A 23,740-nucleotide genomic window follows, 5' to 3' on the forward strand; every position below is an offset into this window, starting at 1 on the left:
TTACACCTGCCTGCGCAGCCGCAGACCGCGCGGGGTCATCGAGAAGCCGGACTCCACCAGCACGTCGGCGAAGGTGTTGCCGTGCACGGTCTCCCCGTTGATCTTGTCGATCACCAGGCCGTCGACCCGGCGGTCGTGCACCAGCCCGGCCAGCGCGGTCGCGGCCAGCCGGCGCAGCCCGGGGTCCTCGGTGAAGCTGAGCAGCGTCTTGCCGCCGCGCTCCACGTACAGCACCAGCTCGCCGCCGACCAGGACCACCAGGGCGCCCGCCTTGCGGCCGGGCCGGTGGCCGCCCTCGGCGTCGCCCTTCGGCCACGGCAGCGCGGCGCCGTACGGGTTGGCCGGATCGCAGGCGGCCAGGGCCAGTGCGACGCCGGGCTGGGCGGCGGTGCGGTCGGTGTCGAAGGACCGCAGCCGGTCGACGGTGTCGGTCGTGGAGAACTGGGCGCCGCCGAGGGTATCGACGAAATAGCCACGGCGGCACCGGCCCCGGTCCTCGAACTCGGTCAGGACCCGGTACATCAGCGCGAAACCGCCGGGCACGCCTTCGTTCTGGACCGAGCCGCGGGTCAGCACACCGTAGCGCTCGATGAGCTGGTCGGCGGTGGCGTGGGCGCGCAGGGTGTTGTCCCGCACCCGTTCCGGCAGGATCGACCAGCGCCCGGCCAGGGTCGGCGGGCCGGAGCGGGTCGGCATCGACGGGCGCGGCAGGTAGGCGCGGCCGCGCGGGGCTCGGCGCGGGGTGCGGTGGGCAGTGGTGCTGCGGGCGGTGCCGGAGAGCAGGGCGCGCACGGGGGCGAAGGTGTCGCCGGAGACGTACCCGGCCCACACCAGTTGCCAGAGCGCGTCGCCGACGGCCTTGTCGTCGAGCAGGCCGGTGGTGTCGGCGAGCTGGCGGAAGAAGTAGGCGCCGCCGCCGTGCAGGGTGGGTGGCAGGCGGGGGTTGTCCTGGCCCGCGGTCGCTGCGGCGGCCGAATCGCGGGCGGTGCTGCCGTTTCCGCGGGCGGTGCTGCCGTTTCCGCGGGCCTTGCGGGTGGTGTCACCGTTGGTGGTGAGGGGAGCGGTGGCGCCGTTGGTCGGCGCGGCCTCGGATTCGGCAGGCCCGGACGCCGCCGGCGCGTCGAGGTCGACCGTGGGCAGTTGCGGGGTGCGCGGTGGCCATGGCTCCAGCTGTGCGCCGAGGGCGGCCAGGAGGCCGAGCTGGATGTCGGTGGGGTCGATGTCGTCCGGGGGCGGCAGGGTGAAGGGAGCCTGGTCGGCCAGGTGCAGGGCGATCCAGGCGTCGCGGGCGGTGATCGCGCCGTGCCCGGACCAGATCACCTCGCCGCTCGCCATCAGTTCGTCGAGCATGGCGGGGGAGTAGTCGCGCACCCGCATCGGCAGGATCAGCGATTCCCACGCCGAGGCCGGGATCGGCACGCCCGCCAGCTGTTCCACCACGGTGGCGACGCCGTCGATGCCGCGCAGCTCGCCGGAACCGACGTGTTGCCACGCGGGCAGGAAGCGGCCGAGCGCCGCGGTCGACACCGGCTCCACCTCGTGCCGGGCGGCGGCCAGCGACCGGCGGCGCAACCGGCGCAGGACCTGCGCATCGCACCATTCGGTACCCGCCGTCGCGGGCGTGAATTCGCCTTCCACCACGCGCTTCTCGGCCAGCAGCCGATGCAGTGCGGTGGCGGCGACCGCCGAGCCGAGGCCGAACCTCGCGGCGACGTCGGCGGTGCCGAACGGCGCGTGGGTCCGCGCGTAGCGGCCGACGAGGTCGCCGAGCGGGTCGGGGACCGGTTCGATGAACGCGGCGGGCACACCGATCGGCAGCGGCACACCCAGCGCGTCGCGCAGGCGCGCGGCGTCCTCGATCGCTACCCACCAGGTGCGGCCGGCGAACGAAACCTCCAGTGCGCGATGGGCATCGCGCAGGTCGGCGAACCAGGCGGGCGCGTCGGAGTTGGCCAGCGCGTCGAAGTCGGCGGGCGCGTCGGAGTTGGCGAGCGCGTCGGAGTTGGCGAGCGCGTCGGAGTTGGCGAGCACGTCGGACGGGTGCTCGGCGTCGTCGTCGTCGCGCGCGTCCGCGATCGGCGATCGGCGATCGGCCGTGTCGCTCTCGGCCGCGGCGGTGCCTGTGCCAGGGGAAGGACCGTCGGCTGCCGGATCGTGCGGGCCGCTGAGCGCGGCGTCGCGGTCCCGAGCTTCGGCGTCGGGCGCGGCGCCACCGCGCCGTACGCAGCGGGCGGCGGCCTCGGCGGGGGTGAGGGGGCCGAGCAGGCGCAGCAGGTCGGCCAGCCCCTCGGCGTCGCGTGCCCAGCGTTCGGGGGTGAGGCGCTGGAGTTCGCGTTCGGTGAGGGCGATGACGGCGGGGTCGAGGAGCTCGCGCAATTCGACGCGGCCGAGGAGTTCGGCGAGCAGGCTCGAGTCCAATGCCAGGGCGGCGGCGCGGCGTTCGGCCAGCGGACTGTCGCCGTCGTAGAGGAACTGGCCGATGTAGGAGAACAGCAGGGCATTGGCGAACGGGGACGGGCTGGCCGTCTCGACGTCGATCAGCCGCACCTCGCGGCGGGCGACCTTGGTGAGCAGGTCGCGCAGGGACGGCAGGTCGTAGACATCGCGCAGACATTCGCGCACGGTCTCCAGCAGGATCGGGAAGTCCGGGAACTTGCGTGCCACATCCAGCAATTGGGCCGAGCGCTGGCGTTGCTGCCACAGCGGTGCGCGCTTGCCCGGATCGCGACGCGGCAGCAGCAGGGCCCTGGCCGCGCACTCGCGGAACCGGGAGGCGAACAGCGCCGAACCGCCGACCTGCTCGGTGACGATGTCGTCGATCTCGTCGGGTTCGAAGGCGAACAGTTCGGCGCCGGGCGGGTCGTCGGTGGTGTCGGGCAGGCGCACCACGATGCCGTCGTCGGACGCCGTCGGGGCCGCGTCGATGCCGAAGCGTTCCTGCAGCCGCGCGCCGACGGCCAGGGCCCACGGCGCGTGCACCGGAGTGCCGTAGGGGGAGTGCAGGACCAGGCGCCAGTCGCCGAGTTCGTCGCGGAAACGCTCGACGACCAGGGTGCGGTCGGTGGGCAGCCGACCGGTGGCGGCGCGCTGTTCCTCGAGCAGTCCGACCATGTTCGCGGTCGCGTTCTGGTCCAGGCCCGCGGTGCGGACCAGCTGTTCCAGCCGGGCCGCGGCGGTGTCCGGGCGCTCGGCGCCTTTCGCGCCACTGGACTTCTTCGCGCTCCCGTTCGGTGCGGGTACGCCGAGCGTCGTCGAATTGTCCTGTGACGCAACCGATCCGGGACGGACGCCCATGTCCGCGACGATCCGGGACAGCTCGTCGGCCGACACCTGACCCGCCGTCCGCACGAATTCCCCCAGGGCGGTGCCCAATTCGGCCGGGCGGCCCAGGCTGTCGCCGTGCCAGAACGGCAGCCGGCCGGGGAGCCCGAAGGCGGGCGAGACCAGCACCCGGTCGAAGGTGATCTCCTCGATCCGCCAGCTGGTGGCGCCGAGTGCGAACACGTCGCCCACCCGCGACTCGTAGACCATCTCCTCGTCGAGTTCGCCCACCCGGGAAGCCTTCTCGCCCACCATGAACACCGCGAACATGCCGCGATCGGGGATGGCGCCGCCGGAGGTGACGGCGAGGCGCTGTGCGCCGGGGCGGCCGGTGAGGGTGCCCGCGTCGCGGTCCCAGACCACCCGGGGGCGCAGTTCGGCGAACTCGTCGGACGGGTAACGGCCGGCGAGCAGGTCGAGTACGGATTCGTAGGCCGAGCGGGGCAGGTTCGCGTAACTGCCGGTGCCGCGGACGATGTCGAACCAGCCGTCGACATCGATCGGTTCGAGCGCGCACGCCGCCACCGTCTGCTGGGCCAGGATGTCGAGGGGATGCGCGGGGATCTGCAGCAGTTCGATCTCGCCAGCGAGCATGCGCTGGGCGGCGACGGTGCAGTGGATGACATCGGTGCGGTGCTTCGGGAACAGCACACCGCGCGAGACCTCACCGACCTGGTGTCCGGCCCGGCCCACCCGCTGCAACCCGCTGGCCACCGAGGGCGGCGCCTCCACCTGCACCACCAGGTCGACCGCGCCCATATCGATGCCCAGTTCGAGGCTGCTGGTGGCGACCACACAGCGCAGGCGCCCGCTCTTGAGGTCGTCCTCGATGATCGCGCGCTGCTCCTTGCTGACCGAGCCGTGATGGGCCCTGGCCAGCAGCTGCTCGGCACCGTGGATCACCTCGGTGGACGGGCCCAGCTGGGCGGGCGGCGCGTGCTCGGTGTCCACCGGCTCGCCCAGCCGGGCCGCGTAGGCCTCGTTGAGCCGCGCGGTCAGCCGTTCGGCGAGCCTGCGCGAGTTCGCGAACACGATCGAGGACCGATGCTCGAGCACCAGGTCGACGATGGCCTCGTCGACATGCGGCCAGATCGACCCCGGCTGCTCGGAATCGCCGGGATCGGTCATATCGGCCACCGGGACCCGCACCGAGAGGTCGAAGGTCTTCGGCGCGGGCGGGCGCACGATGGTGATCGGCGCCGCGCCAACCAGGAACCGGCCGACCTCCTCGGGCGGGCGCACCGTCGCCGACAGGCCGATCCGCTGCGCGGGCCGCTCGGTGAGCTGGTCCAGCCGGGCCAGCGACAAGGCCAGGTGCGCGCCGCGCTTGGTGCCGGCGATGGCGTGCACCTCGTCGACGATCACCGTGCCGACCTGGGCCAAGCTCTCCCTGGCCGCCGAGGTGAGGAGCAGGAACAGCGACTCCGGCGTGGTGATGAGGATGTCCGGCGGGGTCCGCTGCATCGCGCGCCGCTGTGCGGGGGTGGTGTCGCCGGAGCGCACCCCCACCGAGATCGCCGGCGGGTCCAGCCCCAGCCGCTTCGCCGTCTGCGTGACCCCCACCAGCGGCGCCCTGAGGTTGCGCTCGACGTCCACCGCCAGCGCCTTGAGCGGCGAGACGTAGAGCACCGACGTCCCGCGCGGCGTCCCCGGCTCCGGCGCGGGCCGGGTGGCCAGCTGATCGATGGCCCACAGGAACGCCGAGAGCGTCTTGCCCGACCCGGTGGGCGCGACGACCAGTGTGTGCTCCCCGTCCGCGATCGCCCGCCACGCCCCGAGCTGGGCCGACGTCGGCCCAGCGAAGGCCCCGTCGAACCACTGCGCGGTAGCGGGCGAGAACCGATCCATAGCGTTCAGTGTGCACCGGCCCACCGACAACCCCCGTCGACGCGCGGCCCGCGCCCCCACCACACCGAGCCCGGTGGCGGGCTGGTGGCAGCGTGAATGTGACGAACGCTACTCTGGGCTCTCGTGCAAACGGTGCTCAGAGTCGACCTCGTCGGCCACAGCCTGACCGAGGCGGTACGTAAGGCGCGATTCCCTGTCGACGAACCACTGGACGAGTCGGGGCGAGACGCGCTGCGCGCGTATTCGGTGCCCGACGGCGCGCAGGTGCGGACCGGGCCGGAACGCCGGGCCAGGGAGACCGCCGAGGCGCTGGGCGTGGTCGGCGAGCTGGACGCGCGATTACGGGATCTCGACGCGGGGTCGTGGCGCGGGACCGAGATGAGCGGGCTGGCACAGGATCAGCTGTTCGCGTGGCTCACCGACCCCGAATTCCGGGGACACGGTGGCGAATCGGTGACCGATCTGGTGGAGCGGGCGCGGTTCTGGCTGGCCGAGATCGCTTCGGCGGGCCGTGACACGGTGGCGGTGACCCATCCGGCGGTGGTCAGGGCGGTGCTGCTGGTGGTGCTCGACGCGCCGCCGAAGTCGTTCTGGCGCATGGATGTTCCGCCCGCGAGCGTCACCCGGCTGCACTACCGCGGCAACTGGACCCTGCGCCTGGGCGGTTCGTAGAAACGACGAAAGCCCCGGAGTCGAAACTCCGGGGCTTTCGTCTAGTAGCGGGAACAGGATTTGAACCTGCGACCTCTGGGTTATGAGCCCAGCGAGCTACCGAGCTGCTCCATCCCGCGTCGTAAACACCACTGTACACGGCGCGGCGTGGATGACGAAATCGGTTTCTGATCAGCCGAAATGTATCCCCTGGGCCAGTGGCAGCTCGGCCGAGTAGTTGATGGTGTTGGTGGCCCTGCGCATGTAGGCCTTCCACGAGTCGGAGCCGGATTCGCGTCCGCCACCGGTCTGCTTCTCGCCGCCGAACGCGCCACCGATCTCCGCACCCGAGGTGCCGATGTTGACATTGGCGATGCCGCAGTCCGACCCGGCCAGGAAGCGCTCGGCCTCGCGCTGGTCGAGGGTGAAGATCGATGAGGAAAGGCCCTGCGGCACACCGTTGTTGAGGGCGATCGCGTCGTCGATGTTGTCGTAGACGAGGACGTAGAGAATCGGCGCGAAGGTCTCCTCGCGGACCAGTTCGGTCTGCGCGGGCATGCGCACGATCGCGGGGCGCACGTAGTAGGCGTCCGGCCCGACCAGCTCGACCCGCGCACCGCCGCAGACGATCTCGCCACCGGTGTCCTCGGCCTGCAACAGCGCCTTCTGCATCGAGATGAACGCGCGCTCGTTGATCAGCGGGCCGACCAGCACGCCGTCGTCGAGCGGATTGCCGACGCGCAGCTGGGCGTACGCGGCGGTGAGTCGATCGACCAGCTGATCGACGACGGACCGGTGCGCGATCACCCGGCGCAGGGTGGTGCACCGCTGACCCGCCGTGCCCGCCGCCGAGAAGACGATCCCGCGCACCGCCAGCTCCAGATCCGCGCTCGGCGCGACGATCGCGGCATTGTTGCCGCCCAGTTCCAGCAGGCAGCGACCGAACCTGGCGGCCACGCGCGGGGCGACAGTGGCGCCCATCCGCACCGAGCCGGTGGCGCTGAGCAGCGCGACCCGCGGGTCGTCGACCAGGGCCTCGCCGACCGCCGCGTCGCCCTGGATCAATTGGTGCACTTCGGGATCGGCGCCGACGTCGACGGCGGCGCGGCGCAGCAGGGTGTGGCAGGCCAGCGCCGTGAGCGGGGTGGTCTCCGAGGGCTTCCACACCACGGTGTCGCCGCAGACCAGCGCGATCGCGGTGTTCCACGCCCACACCGCGACCGGGAAGTTGAACGCCGAGATCACCCCGACGACGCCGAGCGGGTGCCAGGTCTCCATCAGCCGGTGGCCCGGCCGCTCCGAGGGCATGGTGGCGCCGTAGAGCTGGCGGGAGAGCCCGATCGCGAACTCGCAGACGTCGATCATCTCCTGCACTTCGCCCAGCGCCTCCGGCCCGATCTTGCCCGCCTCCAGGGTGACCAGTTCGGCCAGCTCGCCCTGGTGGGCGACCAGCAGCTGGGCCAGCCTGCGCACCAGCGCCGCCCGCGCGGGCGCGGGTACCGTGCGCCAGTTCAGGAACGCGGTGGCCGCCCGCTCGATCGCGGCGTCGACGCCGTCGGTGGTGTCGGCGGTGAGCTGCGGCAGGGCGCCGCCGGAGATGGGGGTGCGGGCGCGCAGGTCACCGGACTCGGGTAAGTCGGCGCCGAGTCCGTGCAGCAGCGCCCTGGCCCGCAGTGCCAGCTGCTCGGAGAAGTGCTCGGTCACGGTGTCGGTCATCGCTGCTCACCTTCTGCTGTTTGGTAGGGCTCACGGAAAAGTTCGGTGGAATTCGGTGGGGGAACAGAAAGAAGTTTTCCGCGCGCAACCCCCGTGCTGCGTTAGCCTTCGCTGATGGCGGATACACCGGCTAGACCCCAGCTCGACGACATCGACCGACTATTGATCAAAGAACTGATGAGCGATGGTCGCGCCACGTTGTCGAACCTGGCGGAGAAGGCCAGCCTCTCGGTCTCGGCAGTGCAGTCACGGGTGCGCAGACTCGAAGCGCGCGGAGTGATCCGCGGGTACGCGGCGCACGTCGATCCCGAAGCGCTCGGGCACCTGCTGTCGGCGTTCGTCGCGATCACTCCTCTCGACCCGTCCCAGCCCGATGACGCGCCCGCATTGTTGCAGCACATCCCCGGCATCGAGGCGTGCCACTCGGTGGCGGGCGAGGAGAGCTACGTCCTGCTGGTCCGGGTGGCCTCCCCGCGGCACCTGGAACAGCTGCTGCAGGAGATCAGGGCCACCGCGAATGTGCGGACGCGCAGCACCATCATCCTGCAGACATTCTACGACAGGTAACGATTCCTCGTAATTGTTCCGCGATTCCGTAGAGGTTCCGTAAATATTTGCGTACCCTCGGTTTTGTGACCATCGAACTGGAGCGCCCCGGCGCGGCGGTCACCCCCGCCAACCGGGTCCACGAAATCCTGTCCTCGCACATCCTCGCGGACGGCTTCGACCTTGTGCTCGACCTGCACAAGTCGCACGGCCGGACACTGATCGACGAACGAGACGGCACCGCCTACCTCGACATGTTCGGCTTCTTCGCCTCCAACGCGCTCGGGATGAACCACCCCGCGCTCGCGGCGGACGAACGCTTCCGTGCCGAGCTGGCCACGGCCGCGCTGAACAAGCCGAGCAACTCCGACATGTACACCGTGGAGATGGCCCGCTTCGTCGAGGCCTTCGCCCGCGTCGTCGGCGACCCCCGCCTGCCGCACCTGTTCTTCGTCGACGGTGGCGCGCTGGCGGTGGAGAACGCGCTCAAGGTCGCGTTCGACTGGAAGAGCAGGCACAACGAGTCGCACGGCCGGTCACCGGAACTCGGCACCAAGGTGCTGCACCTGACCGGCGCCTTCCACGGCCGCAGCGGCTACACGATGTCGCTGACCAACACCGACCCGGTCAAGACCGCGCGGTTCCCGAAGTTCGACTGGCCACGCATCGACACACCGCACACCTTCGCCGGCCCGGACATCGCCGCGCTGGAGGCCGACGCCATCGCGCAGGCCGCGCGGGCCTTCGCCGACCATCCGCACGACATCGCCTGCTTCATCGCCGAGCCGATCCAGGGCGAGGGTGGCGACCGGCACCTGCGGCCGCAGTTCCTCGGCGCCATGCAGCGCCTGTGCCACGACAACGACGCGCTGTTCGTCCTCGACGAGGTGCAGACCGGGGTCGGGATGACCGGAACCACCTGGGCCTACCAGCAATTGGGGGTCGAGCCCGATGTCGTCGCCTTCGGCAAGAAGACCCAGGTGTGCGGCATCATGGCGGGCGGTCGCGTCGACGAGGTGCCCGACAACGTCTTCCGGGTGAGCTCACGGCTCAACTCCACCTGGGGCGGCAACCTCACCGACATGGTGCGCACCCGGCGCATTCTCGAAGTGCTGGAACGGGATCGGCTGATCGCGAAGTCGGTGCCGCTGGGCGCCTACCTGCTCGACCAGCTCGGTCAGCTCGCCGCCGCGCACCCGGACAAGGTGAGCGAACCGCGCGGGCGCGGCCTGATGTGCGCGATCACGCTGGCCACCCCGGACCTGCGGGACCGGGTGGTGACGGCGCTGCGCGAACGTCAGCACGTGCTGCTGCTCGGTACCGGGACCAGCGGCATCCGGTTCCGGCCGCCGCTGACGGTCACCGAGGAGGAACTGGAGCGGGCCGTCGACGCGCTGGACGCGGTGCTGATGCGAGAGCAGCTGTAGCGCAACGGGTGCCGCCATAGCCGGTTCACCGCGTGTCGACCGACGACGCACCGTGGCTGTGGGCGGCACACTGTCCGAATTGCTAGATTTTCGCTGGGCTTGCTTCTAGGCTTCCCTTCCATGTCATTCGGGCTTCATCCCGGCGTGGAACGGTGCAGCGCGTGAACCGCCGAACCGAGCGAATCGGACAAATTGCTGCCGCCTTGCTGCTCGCCGTGACCGCGGGCTGTTCGAACAGCGAGGCCGTGACGGTCGAGACGTCCGCCGCGCCGCCGACCTCGACCACCACGCCGACCGCGATGCCACCGCACATGACCGACCTGCTGCCCGGCATGCCGCCGCCGCTGTCCCCGGTCGACATCTACGCCGCCAACCGGGAACTGAGCCCGGCGGTCGCCGATCATCGGCCGCTGGTCTACGTGCCCAACAGCAAGTCCAACACCGTGACGGTGATCGACCAGAACACCTTCCAGGTGCTCGACACGTTCTCCTCCGGTGGCGCCGAGCCGCAGCACGTGGTGCCGTCGTACGACCTGCAGACGCTCTACGCCACCAACGATCTGCCGATCGGCGGCGGCAGCCTGTTGCCGATCGACCCGCGCACCGGAGCGCCCGCGGGCCCGGCGTTCCCGGTCCGCGATCCCTACAACATGTATTACACGCCCGACGGGCAGTTCGCCCTCGTCGTCGCGGAGGCGGACAAGTCGCTGGACTTCTACGACCCGGTGACCTGGCAGAAGCTGCACGCGCTGCCGGTGCCCGAGTGCGCGGGCGTCGACCACATGGACTTCACCGCCGACGGCCGCTTCGCCGTGGCCAGCTGCGAATTCATCGGGCGGATGGCGGTTTTCGACGTCGCGCAACGCACCCTGATCACGATGATCGACCTGCCGGGCGGACGCGGCGGCATGCCGCAGGACGTGAAGCTCTCGCCCGACGGGCACGTCTTCTTCGTGGCCGACATGATGGCCGACGGCATCTACACGATCGACGCCCACACCTTCCAGAACACCGGCTTCATCCCCACCGGCAAGGGGACACACGGGCTCTACATCACCCGCGACTCCCGGCAGATGCTGATCACCAACCGGCACGAGGGCAGCATCTCGGTGTGGGATTTCGCCACCAACGGGCTGGTGCACAAGTGGTTCATCCCCGGCGGCGGCAGCCCCGACATGGGCAACATCTCCGCCGACGGGCGGGTGTTCTGGGTGTCGGGGCGGCACAACAACGAGGTGTACGCGGTCGACATCGCGAACTGGAAGTTGTTGGCGCGCATCCCCGTCGACCACGGGCCGCACGGGTTGACGGTGTGGCCGCAGCCAGGGCGCTATTCCACCGGGCACACGGGGGTCATGCGGTAGCGCGCGTCAGGCGGGGACGGCGGTCAGACCCAGCGCGCCCGCGACGAACCGGTGGACCGAGGCCAGGCCCGCCGCCAGCGCCTCGTCCTCGCCGGGGCGGGCCCAGCCGGTGACGGTGGCCGTGCTGTCGGGGCCGGGCGTCACGCCGATCTCGGCGACCAGCTCGGCGGTCGTCGGGACGCAGACGGCCCAGGAGAAGTGGGTTTCGTCGGCCCACTGCGCGGAACGGGTGGCCACGTAGCCGGGATCGGTGATGCCACCGTCGGCCAGGGCGGGGCGGTCGTCGATGCGCTCGTCGGCCCGCAGGGCGCGCAGGTACCAGGCGCCCGCGTTGATCTCGATCGGTTCCACTCCGGCAGCGTACTGCGACGGCTACCGGTAGTAGGGCGTGGCCTGCACCCAGTGGAATCCGCGGGCGACGGCCGGGAACCGCTCCAGGTCGACCTGGTCCAGCCGCATCCGGACCGGACGACCGCCGAGCGTGCCCTCCAGGATCAGCCGACCGGGCTCTGTGTGCGTGTAATCGAACGTCGCGAGCTTCCACTGGTGCGCGGTGTCGCGCGACAGCGTGATGGTGTGCTGATCGGTGTCGATCCGGGCGGGGAAGGAGACGATCGAATCGTCGAGCCGCTGCGCGGTCATGCCCTGCGGGATATCGAAGATGATGCGGCGGAAGCGTTCGGTGGCGCTGGGTGGCTTGCCCTCGGTGGGGGCGCGGAAGTCGACGAGCGCCGGGACCTGCTCGCCCGCGATCGAGTACTCGGTGACGTCCCAGATGCCGTAGAGCGGGGACTTCGGGCGGGCACTGCCGTAGGTGTGCCAGCCGTCGTAGGCCTCGACGGTCGTGGCGACCAGCAGCCACAACCCCAGCAGCACCTGGGCTCCCACCAGGATCCGGTCGCCGCGCGGTGTGGTGCGCGGCAAAGTCCGCGGGGGGACTTCGTGTCCGAGCAGCGCCCGCACGATCCGGACGATGTCGGGGGCGGCCAGCACCAGCGCGTACAGCAGGATCTGCAGGGCGAACAGCTTCACCGGCACATCGAAGGTGAGGTTCACCAGCACCACCTGCAGGGCGACGAGCACCGCGAGCACGGACCCGAGCCCCGCGGTCAGCGGCACGATCAGCAGCAGACCGGCGGTGACCTCGGCTGCGCCGAGCGCGATTTCGTAGGGTTCGGACAGCGCGGACTGCGCCCACAGCACCGCCATCGGGCTCATGTGCCCGTACGGTTCGACCAGCCGCTCCAGATTGAACGACATCTGGGTCGGCAGGATCTTGATCATCCCGTACAGCAGCAGCGCGCTGACCAGGGCGAAGCGCAGCAGGAGCCGGAACAGGACGGCCAGGCGCACGTAGTGCGTGCGGCGGCGGTCGAGCACCGACCAGACGGCGGTGACCGGCACCGCGACCAGGATCACGGTGAACGCGGCCAGCCATTTGGCGGCGGTGTCGCCGCTACCGGTGACGGTGTAGTCGACCCGGATGCCGAACAGGGTCGTGCCGAGCCACTCGGTGAGCGGGTACAGCGTCGTCCACTTGTCGACCGCGGTCACGGTCTCCAGTGACAGGCCCAGCGTGCGCAGCAGCGCGTGCAGCAGCCACGTCCCCGCCATCCCGAGGCCGACGGACACGAATCCGAACCGGAACAGGATGCGGGTGGCCGGGTGCCATCGCGTCGTTTCCGGCGCGGGGCCGGGACCGGTGACCTCGGACTCCGGTCGAGTCAACACCTCTGTACGCACCCATCACTCCTCCGTCGGCCGTCGTGCCGGTGAAACGCTAGGGGAGCGTGGGGAACTGGGGAATCCGGAAATGTTGGTGCCCCGACAACTCGGGGGCGGGGTCAGGCCAGGCGGGGTTGGGCGCCGAGCAGGGAGTGGACGGCCGTGCGGCCGATGTCGAGGGCGCGGGTGAGCAGGTCGGTGTCGCGGGCCGCGCTGTCGATGGCGGGGGAGTCGGCGGGCGGGTGCACCTGGAGGACCCGGTCGCCGAGGCCGGCGAGGAAGTCGTCCTCGACGGCCTGCTGGCCAGGGCGCTGCGACCACGCGCGGAAGGCGCCGGGGGCGATGGCGCGCATGTAGCCGCCGCCGACGATGCGGTGCAGCAGCGGCGCGGGCGGGCGGACCTCGTCGGTGCGGCGGGTGCGCAGCACCAGCGCGTGCGTGGTGCCCGCGGCGACGGCGCTGCGGATCGGGACGGTCTCGGACAGGCCGCCGTCGAAGTAGCTGCGGCCGCCGAGGTCGACGGGGGGACCTGCCAGCAGGGGCAGGCCCGCGGAGGCCCGTAGCGCGGTCATCAGGGTGGTTTTGTCGACGATGTGGGGTCCGAGGTCCACCGACTGCCCGGTATGGACGTCGGTGGCGATCGGGTGGAACGTGGTGGGGTTGGCCAGGATGGCCGGGAAGTCCATCGGCTCGATGCCGTCGTAGACCTGGTGCACCAGGTAGCGCAGGTCGAACACCGGGCGGCCGCGGAAGATCCGCACCGGGTCGACCACGCGCCGCATGATCGTCGAATCGGTCCAGGACCGCATGCCCGTCGCCGCGCGCCCGCACAGCAGCCACGCGCCGTTGATCGCGCCCGCCGAGGTGCCGTACACGGCGTCGAACACCGCGGACAGGCCGAGCTCCTCGAGCGCCTGCACCATGCCGCTGGAGTAGACCCCGCGGCTGCCGCCGCCCTCGATCACCAGCGCGAGGCGATGGCCGTCCTCCCTGGTCCCGGCGCGCCTGCGGGACTGGATCACCTCGGCGACCGTGGCCGGACCCGGTGCCGATGGGTCCTGATCGATACGCGCACTGCTGGTCATCAGTTCACGATATGCCTGAATGAAGAAGACCCGCTGCCCAAGGCAACGGGTCTTCAGGTGCCGTTCACTCACGCACCAACTGATTTCGATGGCACATGGGTAACTCGTCGGGGACACCCAGCCCCGGACCACCGCTGATCAGGCGGCCCGGAGCATTGGGAGCTGCCTCCTTACGACCGGCAAGAGTCGCGGGGAGGCGGGGGAGCTACTTGATCTCCGCCAGGACGGTGCCCTGGGTGATCGCGGCGCCCGCCTCGACGGCCAGGCCGGTGACCACGCCCGCCTTGTGCGCGTTGACCGGGTTCTCCATCTTCATGGCCTCGAGCACCACGATCAGATCGCCCGCCTCGACGGTCTGGCCCTCTTCGACCGCGACCTTGACGACGGTGCCCTGCATGGGCGCGGTGACCGCGTCACCGGAGGCCGCGCCGGCACCGGCGCCGCCACGCTTGCGCGCCTTCGGCTTCTTGCGGATGACACCGGCACCGTTACCGGCCGAACCGGCGGCGCCACCACCGAGGGTGAACTGACCGGGCAGCGACACCTCGACGCGACGGCCACCGACCTCGACGACGACCTTCTGCCGGGGCAGATCCTCGTCCTCGTCGTCGGCGGGAGCGCCGGCCGTGAACGGCTCGACGGTGTTCTTCCACTCGGTCTCGATCCACTTGGTGTAGACCTCGAACTTCTCGCCGTCACCGACGAAGGCCGGGTCCTCGACGATCGCGCGGTGGAACGGGATGACCGTCGCCAGGCCGTCGACCTCGAACTCGGCCAGCGCGCGACGGGCGCGCTGCAGCGCCTGGTCGCGGTTCTCGCCGGTGACGATCAGCTTGGCCAGCATCGAGTCGAACTGACCGCCGATGACGCTGCCCTCGACGACGCCGGAGTCCACGCGCACACCGGGGCCGGTGGGCTCGCGGTAGACGCTGACCGGGCCGGGGGCGGGCAGGAAGCCGCGACCGGCGTCCTCACCGTTGATCCGGAACTCGAAGGAGTGGCCACGCGGGGTGGGGTCTTCCTTGATCGAGAGCTCTTCGCCGTTGGCGATCGCGAACTGCTGACGCACCAGGTCGATGCCCGCGGTCTCCTCGGTGACCGGGTGCTCGACCTGCAGGCGCGTGTTCACCTCGAGGAAGGACACGGTCTCGCCCTGCACCAGGTACTCCACGGTGCCTGCGCCGTAGTAGCCCGCCTCGCGGCAGATGCGCTTGGCCGAGTCGTGGATCTTGGCGCGGACGTCGTCGGACAGGAACGGCGCCGGCGCCTCCTCGACGAGCTTCTGGAAGCGACGCTGCAGCGAGCAGTCGCGGGTACCGGCGACGACCACGTTGCCGTGCTGGTCGGCGATGACCTGGGCCTCGACGTGGCGGGCCTTGTCCAGGTACTGCTCGACGAAGCACTCGCCGCGGCCGAAGGCGGCGATGGCCTCACGGGTCGCCGACTCGAACAGCTCGGGGATCTCCTCGATGGTGTAGGCGACCTTCATGCCGCGGCCACCGCCACCGAAGGCGGCCTTGATGGCCACCGGGACGCCGAACTCCTTGGCGAACGCGACGACCTCGTCGGCGTTCTTGACCGGGTCCTTGGTGCCCGCGGCCATCGGCGCGTTGGCGCGCTCGGCGATGTGGCGCGCGGTGACCTTGTCGCCCAGGTCGCGGATGGACTGCGGCGAGGGGCCGATCCAGATGAGCCCGGCGTCGAGGACGGCCTGGGCGAAGTCGGCGTTCTCGGAGAGGAAGCCGTATCCCGGGTGGATCGCGTCGGCGCCGGACTTGGCGGCGGCGTCGAGGATCTTGTCGAACACGAGGTACGACTCGGCCGAGGTCTGACCGCCGAGGGCGAACGCCTCGTCGGCGAGCTTCACGAAGGGAGCGTCGGCATCGGGCTCGGCGTACACCGCGACGCTGGTGATCCCCGCGTCCTTGGCAGCCCGGATCACGCGGACCGCGATCTCGCCGCGGTTAGCTACGAGTACCTTCGTGATCCGTGCGCTGGCATGGCTGGGCACTGAGCCTCCTGTGTGCAATCTTTGGTCGCTTCGGGGGACGGGTCGCCGTGTAGGCCCCGTGCCCGGTATCGACAACTTTCGTCTCGGGCGAGTGTAGGCAGTCTGCCAATTGGACCCGAACTCGGCTAGCCCTACTGTCGAGTAGGTCGCAGGTCACAGTACTCGGCGCGCTGTGATGTGAACACGTTTCAATTGATCCGGTTCGCGCTGCCCGGTTCGAGGCCCCGGCTGATCGGCAGCCGCACCGAATTGCCCCATTCGATCCAGGAGCCGTCGTAATTGCGCACCGACCTGCGGCCGAGCAGGAAGGTCAGGACGAACCAGGTGTGGCTGGACCGCTCGCCGACCCGGCTGTAGACGACCAGATCCTCGGCGGGCAGCGCGCCGTAGATCTCGTCCAGCTCGGTCCTGGACCGGAACCGGCCGTCGGTGGCGCAGGCGTGCGCCCACGGAATGTTCACCGCGGTCGGCACGTGTCCGCCGCGCAGCGTCGCGTACTCCTGGTCGAGTGGCTTGTCCTCGCCCTCGCCCGAGTACTCCTGGGCCGAGCGCACGTCGACCAGCGGGCTGCCGAGGCGGGCGAGCACCTCCTCGCGGAACGCGCGGGCGGCGGTGTCGTCGCGCTCGACGTCGGGATAGTCGCTGGGCGCCGGATAGGGCAGGTCGAACGTGGTGTCGCGTTCCTCGGAGATCCAGGCGTCGCGGCCGCCGTCGAGCAGGCGGACGTCCTCGTGGCCGAAGAGGGTGAAGATCCAGGCGGTGTGCGCGGCCTGCGCGTTGTCGCGGTCGCCGTAGATCACGATGGTGTCGTCGCGCCGGATGCCCTTGGCGCGCATCAGCTCGGTGAACCGGGCGCCGTCGACGTAATCGCGGGTGACCGGGTCGCTCAGGTCGCCACGCCAATCGATTTTGACCGCGCCGGGCACATGGCCGATGTCATAGAGGAGGATGTCATCGTTCGACTCGATGATCTTCAAACCGGGTACACCGATGTTTGCGGACAGCCATTCTGTGGTTACCAATCGGTGCGGGACTGCGTAGGAACCGAAGGCGGGGTGCGGATCCGGGGCGACGGGCACGGTGTGGTCCTTCACGCGAGAGTATGGGCGGGTGCGACAGTGTGCTGGGGTCGTAGCCGATGGTATGTCTGTGTTGGCACATCACGAATCGACACAATGGTCGAATAAAGCGCAGAGCTGTCCGATAAAGTCTCTGGAGAGGAGGGGTGAGCTATGTCCGATTCTTGGCCGCGACGGCGACTGCTCGCGATCCTACGTGGCGCCACCGAGCCCCTCGACGCCCAGGAACTGGCCAGAATCACCGGACAGCATGTCACCACCGTCCGATTCCATCTCGATGTCCTCACCCGCGAATCCCTCGTCCGGCAGTTCCAGCAGCCGCCCCGCGGCCGTGGCCGTCCCCGCATCGGGTACCGCGCCGTGCAGCGCTCGGTGGGCTATCAGGAGCTCGCGCAGGTCCTCGCCGACCATCTCGGCCCCGATCCCGTCACCCGCTCGGCCGCCGCGGTAGCCGCCGGTCGCGCCTGGGGCGCCCGGATGGACATCGGCACGCACCCGGTGGAGACGCTGGCCGACGCCAGGGACATCACCATGTCGCTGATGTCGGAACTCGGCTTCGCGCCGGAGAAGGAGCCGGTCGGCGAGACGGCCGAGCACGTGCAGATCAACCTCACCGCCTGCCCGCTGCGGGAACTGGCCCGCTCGCACGCCGAAGTGGTGTGCGGGGTGCACATGGGGCTCATGCGGGAGGTGCTCGAGCGCAACGGCGCGCGCGGACGGGTCGACGTGCAACTGCACCCGTTCGTCGAGCCGGAACTGTGCACGGCCCGCCTGGAACTCACCCTCGGCGCGGAGAACTCCGCGCCGGAGCGGGCCGCCGGACCGGTCGCGACCGGGGAGCAGCCGGTGATCGCGCCGTCAGGCCCGCGCGTCCCGCCACAGCTGCGTGACACCGACGCCGACGTCTTCGAGCAGCCTGCGCAACAGCGGTAGGCCGATCCCGATCACGCTGGACGGATCGCCCTCGATCCGGTCGACGAACCAGCCGCCCAGCCCGTCGAGGGTGAACGCCCCCGCGACCTGCAGCGGCTCGCCCGTGGCGATGTAGGCGTCGAGCTCGTCGGGCGCAGGCTTGGCGAAATGCACCGTGGTGCTGCTGCACTCCGCCGACTCGGCGACGACGGCGCCGTCCCGCAGCCGCAGCACGCAGTGCCCGGTGATCAGATCGGCGCTGCGACCGGCCATGCCGGCCCAGCGGGCACGCGCCACCTCGGGCGTGTGCGGTTTGCCCTGCAGCTGCCCGTCGACGAGCAGCATGGAATCGCAGCCGACGACGACACAGTCGGCGGCGAATTCGGGAATCGACGCGGCGACGTCGACCGCCTTGGCGCGAGCCAGGGCGACGACGACGTCGTGCGAGGAGGTGTCAGGGGGCAGCGCGGCCGAGACCGCGTCCTCGTCGACGCCCGAGACACGCACGACGGGATCGATACCCGCCGTACGCAGGATCCCGAGGCGGGCCGGGGACGCGGAGGCCAGAACCAGCCGGGTCACCGGTGCATCAGCGCAGGTGCGACAGCAGCGGGTACGCGTACGGCGAGAACGGGGACGTGCCCCGGTGCATCAGCGTCGCCCTGCCCCAGTTGTCGGTCGGGCCGGTCGCGCCGCCGGCGGGGGCGTTCGCGGCCGCCGCGCTCAGCACGGCGACCAGCGCCGCGATGTCCTCATCGGTCGGCGAGCCCTTCACGATGCGGAACATCGGCTCACCGAGGCTCTCCGCGGGCTCGACGGCAACCGCGCTTGCGGACAGTTCGACCTCGTCGACGAGTGGTTCGACGGCGAGCTCGAGCTCGGCGGCGGTCAACACGTCTTCTTCTGCCACAGTTGTCACAGTGCCAGATCCTTCCTGCCTCGTCCGGGAGATCTTCCCCGGTGGCGAAGCTGTGGTACTCCGATGTCCTACAGCGCGGTAGACGCGATCATTCCCGGTAGGGACGCGACGATCAATAGTTGCGTCATAGCAACAAGTGTGCGCGGCCTACCGGGGATATCGCGCTTTCAGAGCGGAATGTTGCCGTGTTTCTTCGGCGGCAGGGTCACCATCTTGCGCTCGAGCAGTCGCAGCGCCGACACGATCTGGCCACGGGTGTGCGAGGGCGGGATGACCGCGTCGACGTAGCCGCGCTCGGCCGCCACGTACGGGTTCACGAGGGTGTCCTCGTACTCGTTCTGCAGCTCGAGGCGCAGAGCGTCCACGTCGGCGCCGTTCTTGGCGGCCTCGGACAGCTGCTTGCGGTAGACGAAGCCGACGGCGCCGGAGGCACCCATGACGGCGATCTGCGCGGTCGGCCACGCCAGGTTCACATCGGCGCCCATGTGCTTGGAACCCATGACGTCGTAGGCGCCGCCGTAGGCCTTGCGGGTGATGATCGTGATCTTGCCCACAGTGGCCTCGCCGTAGGCATAGAGCAGCTTCGCGCCGCGCCGGATGATGCCGTTGTACTCCTGGCCGGTGCCGGGCAGGAAGCCGGGAACGTCGACCAGGGTGATGATCGGGATGTTGAAGGCGTCGCAGGTGCGCACGAAGCGCGCGGCCTTCTCCGAGGCGTCGATGTCGAGGCAGCCGGCGAACTGGGTCGGCTGGTTGGCGACGATGCCGACGCTGCGGCCGTCGACGCGACCGAAGCCGCAGATGATGTTCATCGCGCGCTCGGCCTGGACCTCGAGGAACTCGTCGTCGTCGAGCAGCCGGGTGATGACCTCGTGCATGTCGTACGGCTGGTTCGGCGAGTCCGGGATGATCGTGTCGAGCTCGAGGTCCTCGTCGGTGAGCGAGTCCTCGATCGCGCCGTTGATCGGGTCGCTCGGCGCGTGCCGGGGCGCCTCGGCGCGGTTGTTGCTCGGCAGGTAGCTGAGCAGGTCCTTGACGTAGTCGAGGGCGTCCTGCTCGCCGGAGGCCACGTAGTGGGCGACGCCGGACTTGGTCATGTGGGTGTGCGCGCCACCCAGGTCCTCCATGGTGACCTCTTCACCGGTGACGGTCTTGATCACGTCGGGACCGGTGACGAACATCTGCGAGGTCTGGTCGACCATCACCACGAAGTCGGTGAGCGCGGGGGAGTACACGTGACCACCGGCGGCGGGGCCCATGATCAGCGAGATCTGCGGGATCACGCCGGAGGCCTGCACGTTGCGGTGGAAGATCTCGCCGTAGAGGCCGAGGGAGACGACGCCCTCCTGGATGCGCGCGCCCGCGCCCTCGTTGATCCCGACCAGCGGGCGGCCGGTCTTGATGGCCAGGTCCATGACCTTGACGATCTTCTCGCCGTACACCTCGCCCAGCGAGCCACCGAACACGGTGACGTCCTGCGAGAACAGACACACGTCGCGGCCGTCGATGGTGCCGTACCCGGTCACCACGCCGTCGCCGAGCGGGCGGTTGTTCTCCAGGCCGAAGTTCACGCTGCGGTGCTTGGCGAGGGCGTCGAGCTCGACGAAGGAGCCCTCGTCGACCAGGGCCAGGATGCGCTCGCGGGCGGTCATCTTGCCCTTGGCGTGCACCTTGTCGACCGCGGCCTCACCCATCGGGTGTTGCGCTTCTTCCAGCCGATTCCGCAGGTCAGCCAGCTTCCCGGCGGTCGTGTGGATATCGGGGGTGCCCGCCGAATCCGATGCGGGCTGCTGCTGGACACTCGTCATGGGTTGCGAGTGTAACGAGTGACACCACGTCGCACTACGGCAGTCTCGCCTACCGGCCAGTACAGAAACCCCAGCTAGGTACGGTCACAATGTTGCCCCTACGCGGCCGAGTAGCGTTCCCGGAATGAACAGGGCACCGATCGACGCGCCACGTCTGCGCAGCTCTCTCGCCACCCCGGCACCGGCGTTCTACGACCGGATCGACGTGGTCGAATCGACCGGATCGACCAATGCCGACCTGGTGGCCCGTGCCGCGGATCCGGCCGTCGACCGGCAGGCGCTGCTGGCCGAGGAACAGGTGCGCGGCCGCGGCAGGCACGCCCGCACCTGGGTGAGCCCGCCGCGCGCGCAGATCTCGCTGTCGATCCTGGTCCGCCTGCCCGGCATCGACCCCGGCGCGCTGGGCTGGCTGCCCCTGCTGACCGGGATCGCGGTCGTCGACGCGGTGCGCGGCACGGCCGGGGTCGCGCCGGAACTGAAGTGGCCCAACGACGTTCTGCTCGACGGCCGCAAGCTCTCCGGCATCCTGGCCGAGGTGGCCGCGACCGGCGTCGCGCCCGCCGTGGTGGTCGGGATCGGTCTCAATGTCGACCTCGACGAGGCGGAACTGCCTGTCCCGCACGCGACATCGCTGCGGCTGGCCGGCGCCGCGAACCTCGACCGGACCGCGCTGGTCGCGGCGATCCTCACCGAGTTCGCCCGCCGCTTCACCGCCTGGGAGCGGGCCGGGTGGGCGAGCGACGAGCTCGCGGCGGCCTATCGGGAGCGCTGCGCCACCCTCGGCGTCGAAGTACGGGCCGAGCTGCCCGGCGGCAAGACCGTCACCGGGGTCGCGACCGGCATCGACGACACCGGCCGGCTGCTTATCGGCGCCGAGGCGGTCTCCGCCGGCGACGTGAGCCACCTGCGCGGCCAGTACTGAGGTGAGCGGTCCCGGCGGGCCGGGACCGCTCGGCCCCGATCAGCGCGCGGCGACGCTCGCGTTGCGCTCGGCCACCTCGCGCTCACGCGCCAGCAGCCGGTCGCGCTGCTCCTCGAACCGCAGCACGTCCTTCTCCAGCTTGTCGATGAACTGCGCCAGATCGTCGCGCGCCGCCTCGCCCGCCGCGCCGAAATCGGTGCGGTCGAAGATGTTCCACTGCTTGAGCACCGGCTGGACGACCTCGTCGAGGTGCTGGCGCAGGTCGTAGATGCCGTGCTTGGCCATCAGCACGCCGTTGCGCCGCCAGTTCGGCATGCCGGCGCCGGGCATCTGGAAGTTGGTGAGCACCTTGGTGATCGCGGGCATCGCCTGATCGGGGACCAGGTCCAGGGCCGCGCCGCAGAGGTTGCGGTAGAAGATCATGTGCAGGTTCTCGTCGGTGGCGACGCGGGCCAGCATCCGGTCGGCGACCGGGTCGTCGCAGACGCGGCCGGTGTTGCGGTGGCTGACCCGGGTGGCCAGCTCCTGGAAGGTCACGTACGCGACGTTGACCAGGAACCCGCCCCAGTTGTCCGGCGCGTGCGCGCCCTGGGTCATGTGGATCATCCTGGCCTCTTCCAGGGCGACCGGGTCGACGCCGCGGGTGACGACCAGATAGTCGCGGATCACGATGCCGTGCCGGTTCTCCTCGGCGGTCCAGCGACCGACCCAGGTGCCCCAGGCGCCGTCCTGGGAGAAGTTCTCGGCGATCTCCCGGTGGTAGGACGGCAGATTGTCCTCGGTGAGCAGATTGGTGATCATCGCCGCCTTGGCGACGTCGGAGAGCCTGGATTGTTCCGGCTCCCAAGCGATTCCGCCCATCGCGGCGAAATTGCGGCCTTCCTCCCACGGGACGTAATCGTGCGGATTCCAGTCCTTGGCGATCGAGAGGTGCCGGTTGAGATTCTGTTCGGCCACCGGTTCCAGGGCCGTCAGGATTTCGAGCTGAGTCAGAGCTTTGGTCACGCGTGCCTCCACTGTCGGGTGTCGAGCAAGCAGATATGGGCAAAACCTGGCATCTAGCGTGGAAGCCACAGTATCGCCTCGGCCGTGGCATCGGGAAATGCGGCGTCCCAACGGGGTATCGTTCGGCCATGGGGTACCCGGAGGACGTTCTCGCGCCCGACGAACAGCTGATCCTGCACCGCCATCCGCACTGGAAGATGCTGGTGTGGCCGGTCGTCACACTCATCGCCGGAACCGCTGTCGCCGGCTTTCTCGGCGGCCTCGCCTGGCGCAATACCGAGGGGCACGTGCGCACCGTGTTGCTGCTGCTCATCGGGCTGATCTGGCTCGGGCTGATCCTGTGGCGCTGCGTCGGCAAGGTGATCGCCTGGAAGTCCACCCATTTCATCATCACCGACCGCCGGGTGCTCGTCCGCCAGGGCGTGCTCACCCACACCGGCATCGATATCCCGCTCAGCCGCATCTCCAGCGTGCAGTTCCAGCACGGGGTGTTCGACCGGATGCTCGGTACCGGCACGCTGATCATCGGCTCGTCGTCGGAGGAACCGCTCGAATACGACGACATCCCCCAGGTGCAGCAGGTGCACGCGCTGCTCTACCACGAGGTCTTCGAGGCGGGCAGCAGCCGCCGTGACCAGACCTGGGGCGGTTATCGGTGAGCTCCCGGCCCACCGGGACCGGTGTCCGTAATCTGAGCACATGACCGCCGTACTGCTCGCCGAAGACGATGAGGCGATCGCCGCGCCGCTGTCCCGGGCCCTCGGCCGCGAGGGCTACACCGTCACCGTCGAACGGTTCGGTCCCGCGGTGCTGCGCCGCGCCCTCGAGGGCGATCACGATCTGCTGATCCTCGACCTCGGTCTGCCCGGCATGGACGGGCTGGAGGTGTGCAGGCAGGTCAGGGCCAGCGGCGCCGATCTGGCGGTGCTCATGCTCACCGCGCGGACCGACGAGGTCGACTTCGTCGTCGGGCTGGACGCGGGCGCCGACGACTACGTCGGCAAGCCGTTCCGGCTGGCCGAGCTGCTGGCCCGGGTGCGCGCCCTGCTGCGCCGCAGCGGCATCGGGGACGACGCGGTGGAAGTCGGCGGGATCCGGCTCGAACCGGCCGCGCGCCGGGTCCTGGTCAACGGCGCCGAGGTGAACCTGGCCAACAAGGAGTACGAGCTGCTCAAGGTGCTCATCGACCGGGCCGGGCAGGTAGTGCCGCGCGAGACCATCCTGCGCGAGGTCTGGGGTGACGCCGACCTGCGCGGTTCCAAGACCCTGGACATGCACATGTCCTGGTTGCGCCGCAAGATCGGCGACGAGGGCCCGATGGCCGAGCGTCGCATCGTCACGGTGCGCGGTGTCGGGTTCCGGCTCAACACCGACGGGCCGTCGAGCGCGGGCCGAGGCTGA

At 70.1% G+C, this 23,740-nt stretch carries 19 protein-coding genes and 1 tRNA gene; 8 read left to right on the forward strand and 12 right to left on the reverse strand.

Annotated elements, in window-relative coordinates:
* On the reverse strand, positions 1-5,169 hold the full coding sequence (locus ACFVW6_RS23975; RefSeq protein ID WP_378829939.1) for a DEAD/DEAH box helicase: 5,169 nt from the start codon (positions 5,167-5,169) through the stop codon (positions 1-3).
* A 123-nt stretch (positions 5,170-5,292) separates the two neighbouring features.
* Between ACFVW6_RS23975 and ACFVW6_RS23980 the strand changes: the two genes are divergently transcribed.
* Positions 5,293-5,841 (forward strand): histidine phosphatase family protein, encoded by a 549-nt coding sequence (locus ACFVW6_RS23980; protein ID WP_365011007.1) that lies wholly within the window; start codon positions 5,293-5,295, stop codon positions 5,839-5,841.
* A gap of 45 nt (positions 5,842-5,886) precedes the next feature.
* On the opposite strand, the gene ACFVW6_RS23985 is transcribed toward ACFVW6_RS23980, so the two are convergent.
* Both ACFVW6_RS23985 and ACFVW6_RS23990 read right to left on the reverse strand, forming a co-directional pair.
* Positions 5,887-5,960 (reverse strand) — tRNA-Met (locus tag ACFVW6_RS23985).
* A gap of 52 nt (positions 5,961-6,012) precedes the next feature.
* Positions 6,013-7,536 carry an aldehyde dehydrogenase family protein gene (locus ACFVW6_RS23990; protein WP_378829942.1) on the reverse strand — a complete coding sequence of 508 codons (1,524 nt, stop codon included), beginning with the start codon at positions 7,534-7,536 and terminating at the stop codon, positions 6,013-6,015.
* A gap of 114 nt (positions 7,537-7,650) precedes the next feature.
* On the opposite strand from ACFVW6_RS23990, the gene ACFVW6_RS23995 reads away from it, so the two are divergent.
* From ACFVW6_RS23995 to ACFVW6_RS24005, 3 genes are all read left to right on the forward strand, one after another.
* Positions 7,651-8,103, forward strand: coding sequence for an Lrp/AsnC family transcriptional regulator (locus ACFVW6_RS23995; protein ID WP_071926582.1), 453 nt, complete (start codon positions 7,651-7,653; stop codon positions 8,101-8,103).
* Between the two features lie 65 nt (positions 8,104-8,168).
* Entirely contained in the window at positions 8,169-9,509 is a 1,341-nt protein-coding gene (gene lat / locus ACFVW6_RS24000) for an L-lysine 6-transaminase (protein ID WP_378829945.1), read from the forward strand.
* A 161-nt stretch (positions 9,510-9,670) separates the two neighbouring features.
* Positions 9,671-10,873, forward strand: a complete 1,203-nt coding sequence (locus ACFVW6_RS24005; RefSeq protein ID WP_378829947.1) for a hypothetical protein — start codon at positions 9,671-9,673, stop codon at positions 10,871-10,873.
* Between the two features lie 6 nt (positions 10,874-10,879).
* Here the strand turns inward: ACFVW6_RS24005 and ACFVW6_RS24010 are convergent, their stop codons facing one another.
* From ACFVW6_RS24010 to ACFVW6_RS24030, 5 genes are all read right to left on the reverse strand, one after another.
* On the reverse strand, positions 10,880-11,224 hold the full coding sequence (locus ACFVW6_RS24010) for a hypothetical protein (RefSeq protein ID WP_378829949.1): 345 nt from the start codon (positions 11,222-11,224) through the stop codon (positions 10,880-10,882).
* Positions 11,225-11,245: 21 nt separating this feature from the next.
* Positions 11,246-12,616, reverse strand: coding sequence for a DoxX family protein (locus ACFVW6_RS24015; RefSeq protein ID WP_378829952.1), 1,371 nt, complete (start codon positions 12,614-12,616; stop codon positions 11,246-11,248).
* A 101-nt stretch (positions 12,617-12,717) separates the two neighbouring features.
* Positions 12,718-13,683, reverse strand: a complete 966-nt coding sequence (locus tag ACFVW6_RS24020; protein ID WP_378829954.1) for a patatin family protein — start codon at positions 13,681-13,683, stop codon at positions 12,718-12,720.
* Between the two features lie 205 nt (positions 13,684-13,888).
* On the reverse strand, positions 13,889-15,694 hold the full coding sequence (locus ACFVW6_RS24025; protein WP_378829956.1) for an acetyl/propionyl/methylcrotonyl-CoA carboxylase subunit alpha: 1,806 nt from the start codon (positions 15,692-15,694) through the stop codon (positions 13,889-13,891).
* Positions 15,695-15,882: 188 nt separating this feature from the next.
* Positions 15,883-16,773 (reverse strand): sulfurtransferase, encoded by an 891-nt coding sequence (locus ACFVW6_RS24030; RefSeq protein ID WP_378829959.1) that lies wholly within the window; start codon positions 16,771-16,773, stop codon positions 15,883-15,885.
* 153 nt (positions 16,774-16,926) lie between these two features.
* Here ACFVW6_RS24030 and ACFVW6_RS24035 point away from each other — a divergent pair, with 153 nt between their 5' ends.
* Positions 16,927-17,706, forward strand: coding sequence for a helix-turn-helix transcriptional regulator (locus ACFVW6_RS24035; RefSeq protein ID WP_378829961.1), 780 nt, complete (start codon positions 16,927-16,929; stop codon positions 17,704-17,706).
* Here ACFVW6_RS24035 and ACFVW6_RS24040 read toward each other — a convergent pair.
* From ACFVW6_RS24040 to ACFVW6_RS24050, 3 genes are all read right to left on the reverse strand, one after another.
* Complete coding sequence (locus ACFVW6_RS24040) at positions 17,632-18,267, reverse strand: nucleoside triphosphate pyrophosphatase (RefSeq protein WP_365011019.1); 636 nt, start codon at positions 18,265-18,267, stop codon at positions 17,632-17,634. The two genes, ACFVW6_RS24035 and ACFVW6_RS24040, sit on opposite strands and share 75 nt — an antisense overlap.
* Positions 18,268-18,274: 7 nt before the next feature.
* Positions 18,275-18,604 carry an acyl-CoA carboxylase epsilon subunit gene (locus ACFVW6_RS24045; RefSeq protein ID WP_355271681.1) on the reverse strand — a complete coding sequence of 110 codons (330 nt, stop codon included), beginning with the start codon at positions 18,602-18,604 and terminating at the stop codon, positions 18,275-18,277.
* A 167-nt stretch (positions 18,605-18,771) separates the two neighbouring features.
* Entirely contained in the window at positions 18,772-20,412 is a 1,641-nt protein-coding gene (locus ACFVW6_RS24050) for an acyl-CoA carboxylase subunit beta (protein WP_355271683.1), read from the reverse strand.
* A gap of 124 nt (positions 20,413-20,536) precedes the next feature.
* On the opposite strand from ACFVW6_RS24050, the gene ACFVW6_RS24055 reads away from it, so the two are divergent.
* Positions 20,537-21,334, forward strand: coding sequence for a biotin--[acetyl-CoA-carboxylase] ligase (locus ACFVW6_RS24055; RefSeq protein WP_355271685.1), 798 nt, complete (start codon positions 20,537-20,539; stop codon positions 21,332-21,334).
* Positions 21,335-21,373: 39 nt separating this feature from the next.
* On the opposite strand, the gene ACFVW6_RS24060 is transcribed toward ACFVW6_RS24055, so the two are convergent.
* Positions 21,374-22,339: an acyl-ACP desaturase gene (locus ACFVW6_RS24060; protein ID WP_378829966.1), complete on the reverse strand. Its 966-nt coding sequence runs from the start codon at positions 22,337-22,339 to the stop codon at positions 21,374-21,376.
* Between the two features lie 128 nt (positions 22,340-22,467).
* On the opposite strand from ACFVW6_RS24060, the gene ACFVW6_RS24065 reads away from it, so the two are divergent.
* Positions 22,468-22,998, forward strand: a complete 531-nt coding sequence (locus tag ACFVW6_RS24065) for a PH domain-containing protein (protein ID WP_355271689.1) — start codon at positions 22,468-22,470, stop codon at positions 22,996-22,998.
* Between the two features lie 40 nt (positions 22,999-23,038).
* Positions 23,039-23,740: a response regulator transcription factor gene (locus ACFVW6_RS24070; protein WP_019045310.1), complete on the forward strand. Its 702-nt coding sequence runs from the start codon at positions 23,039-23,041 to the stop codon at positions 23,738-23,740.

It is taken from the genome of Nocardia sp. NPDC058244, assembly GCF_042882065.1.
Taxonomy (GTDB): domain Bacteria; phylum Actinomycetota; class Actinomycetes; order Mycobacteriales; family Mycobacteriaceae; genus Nocardia.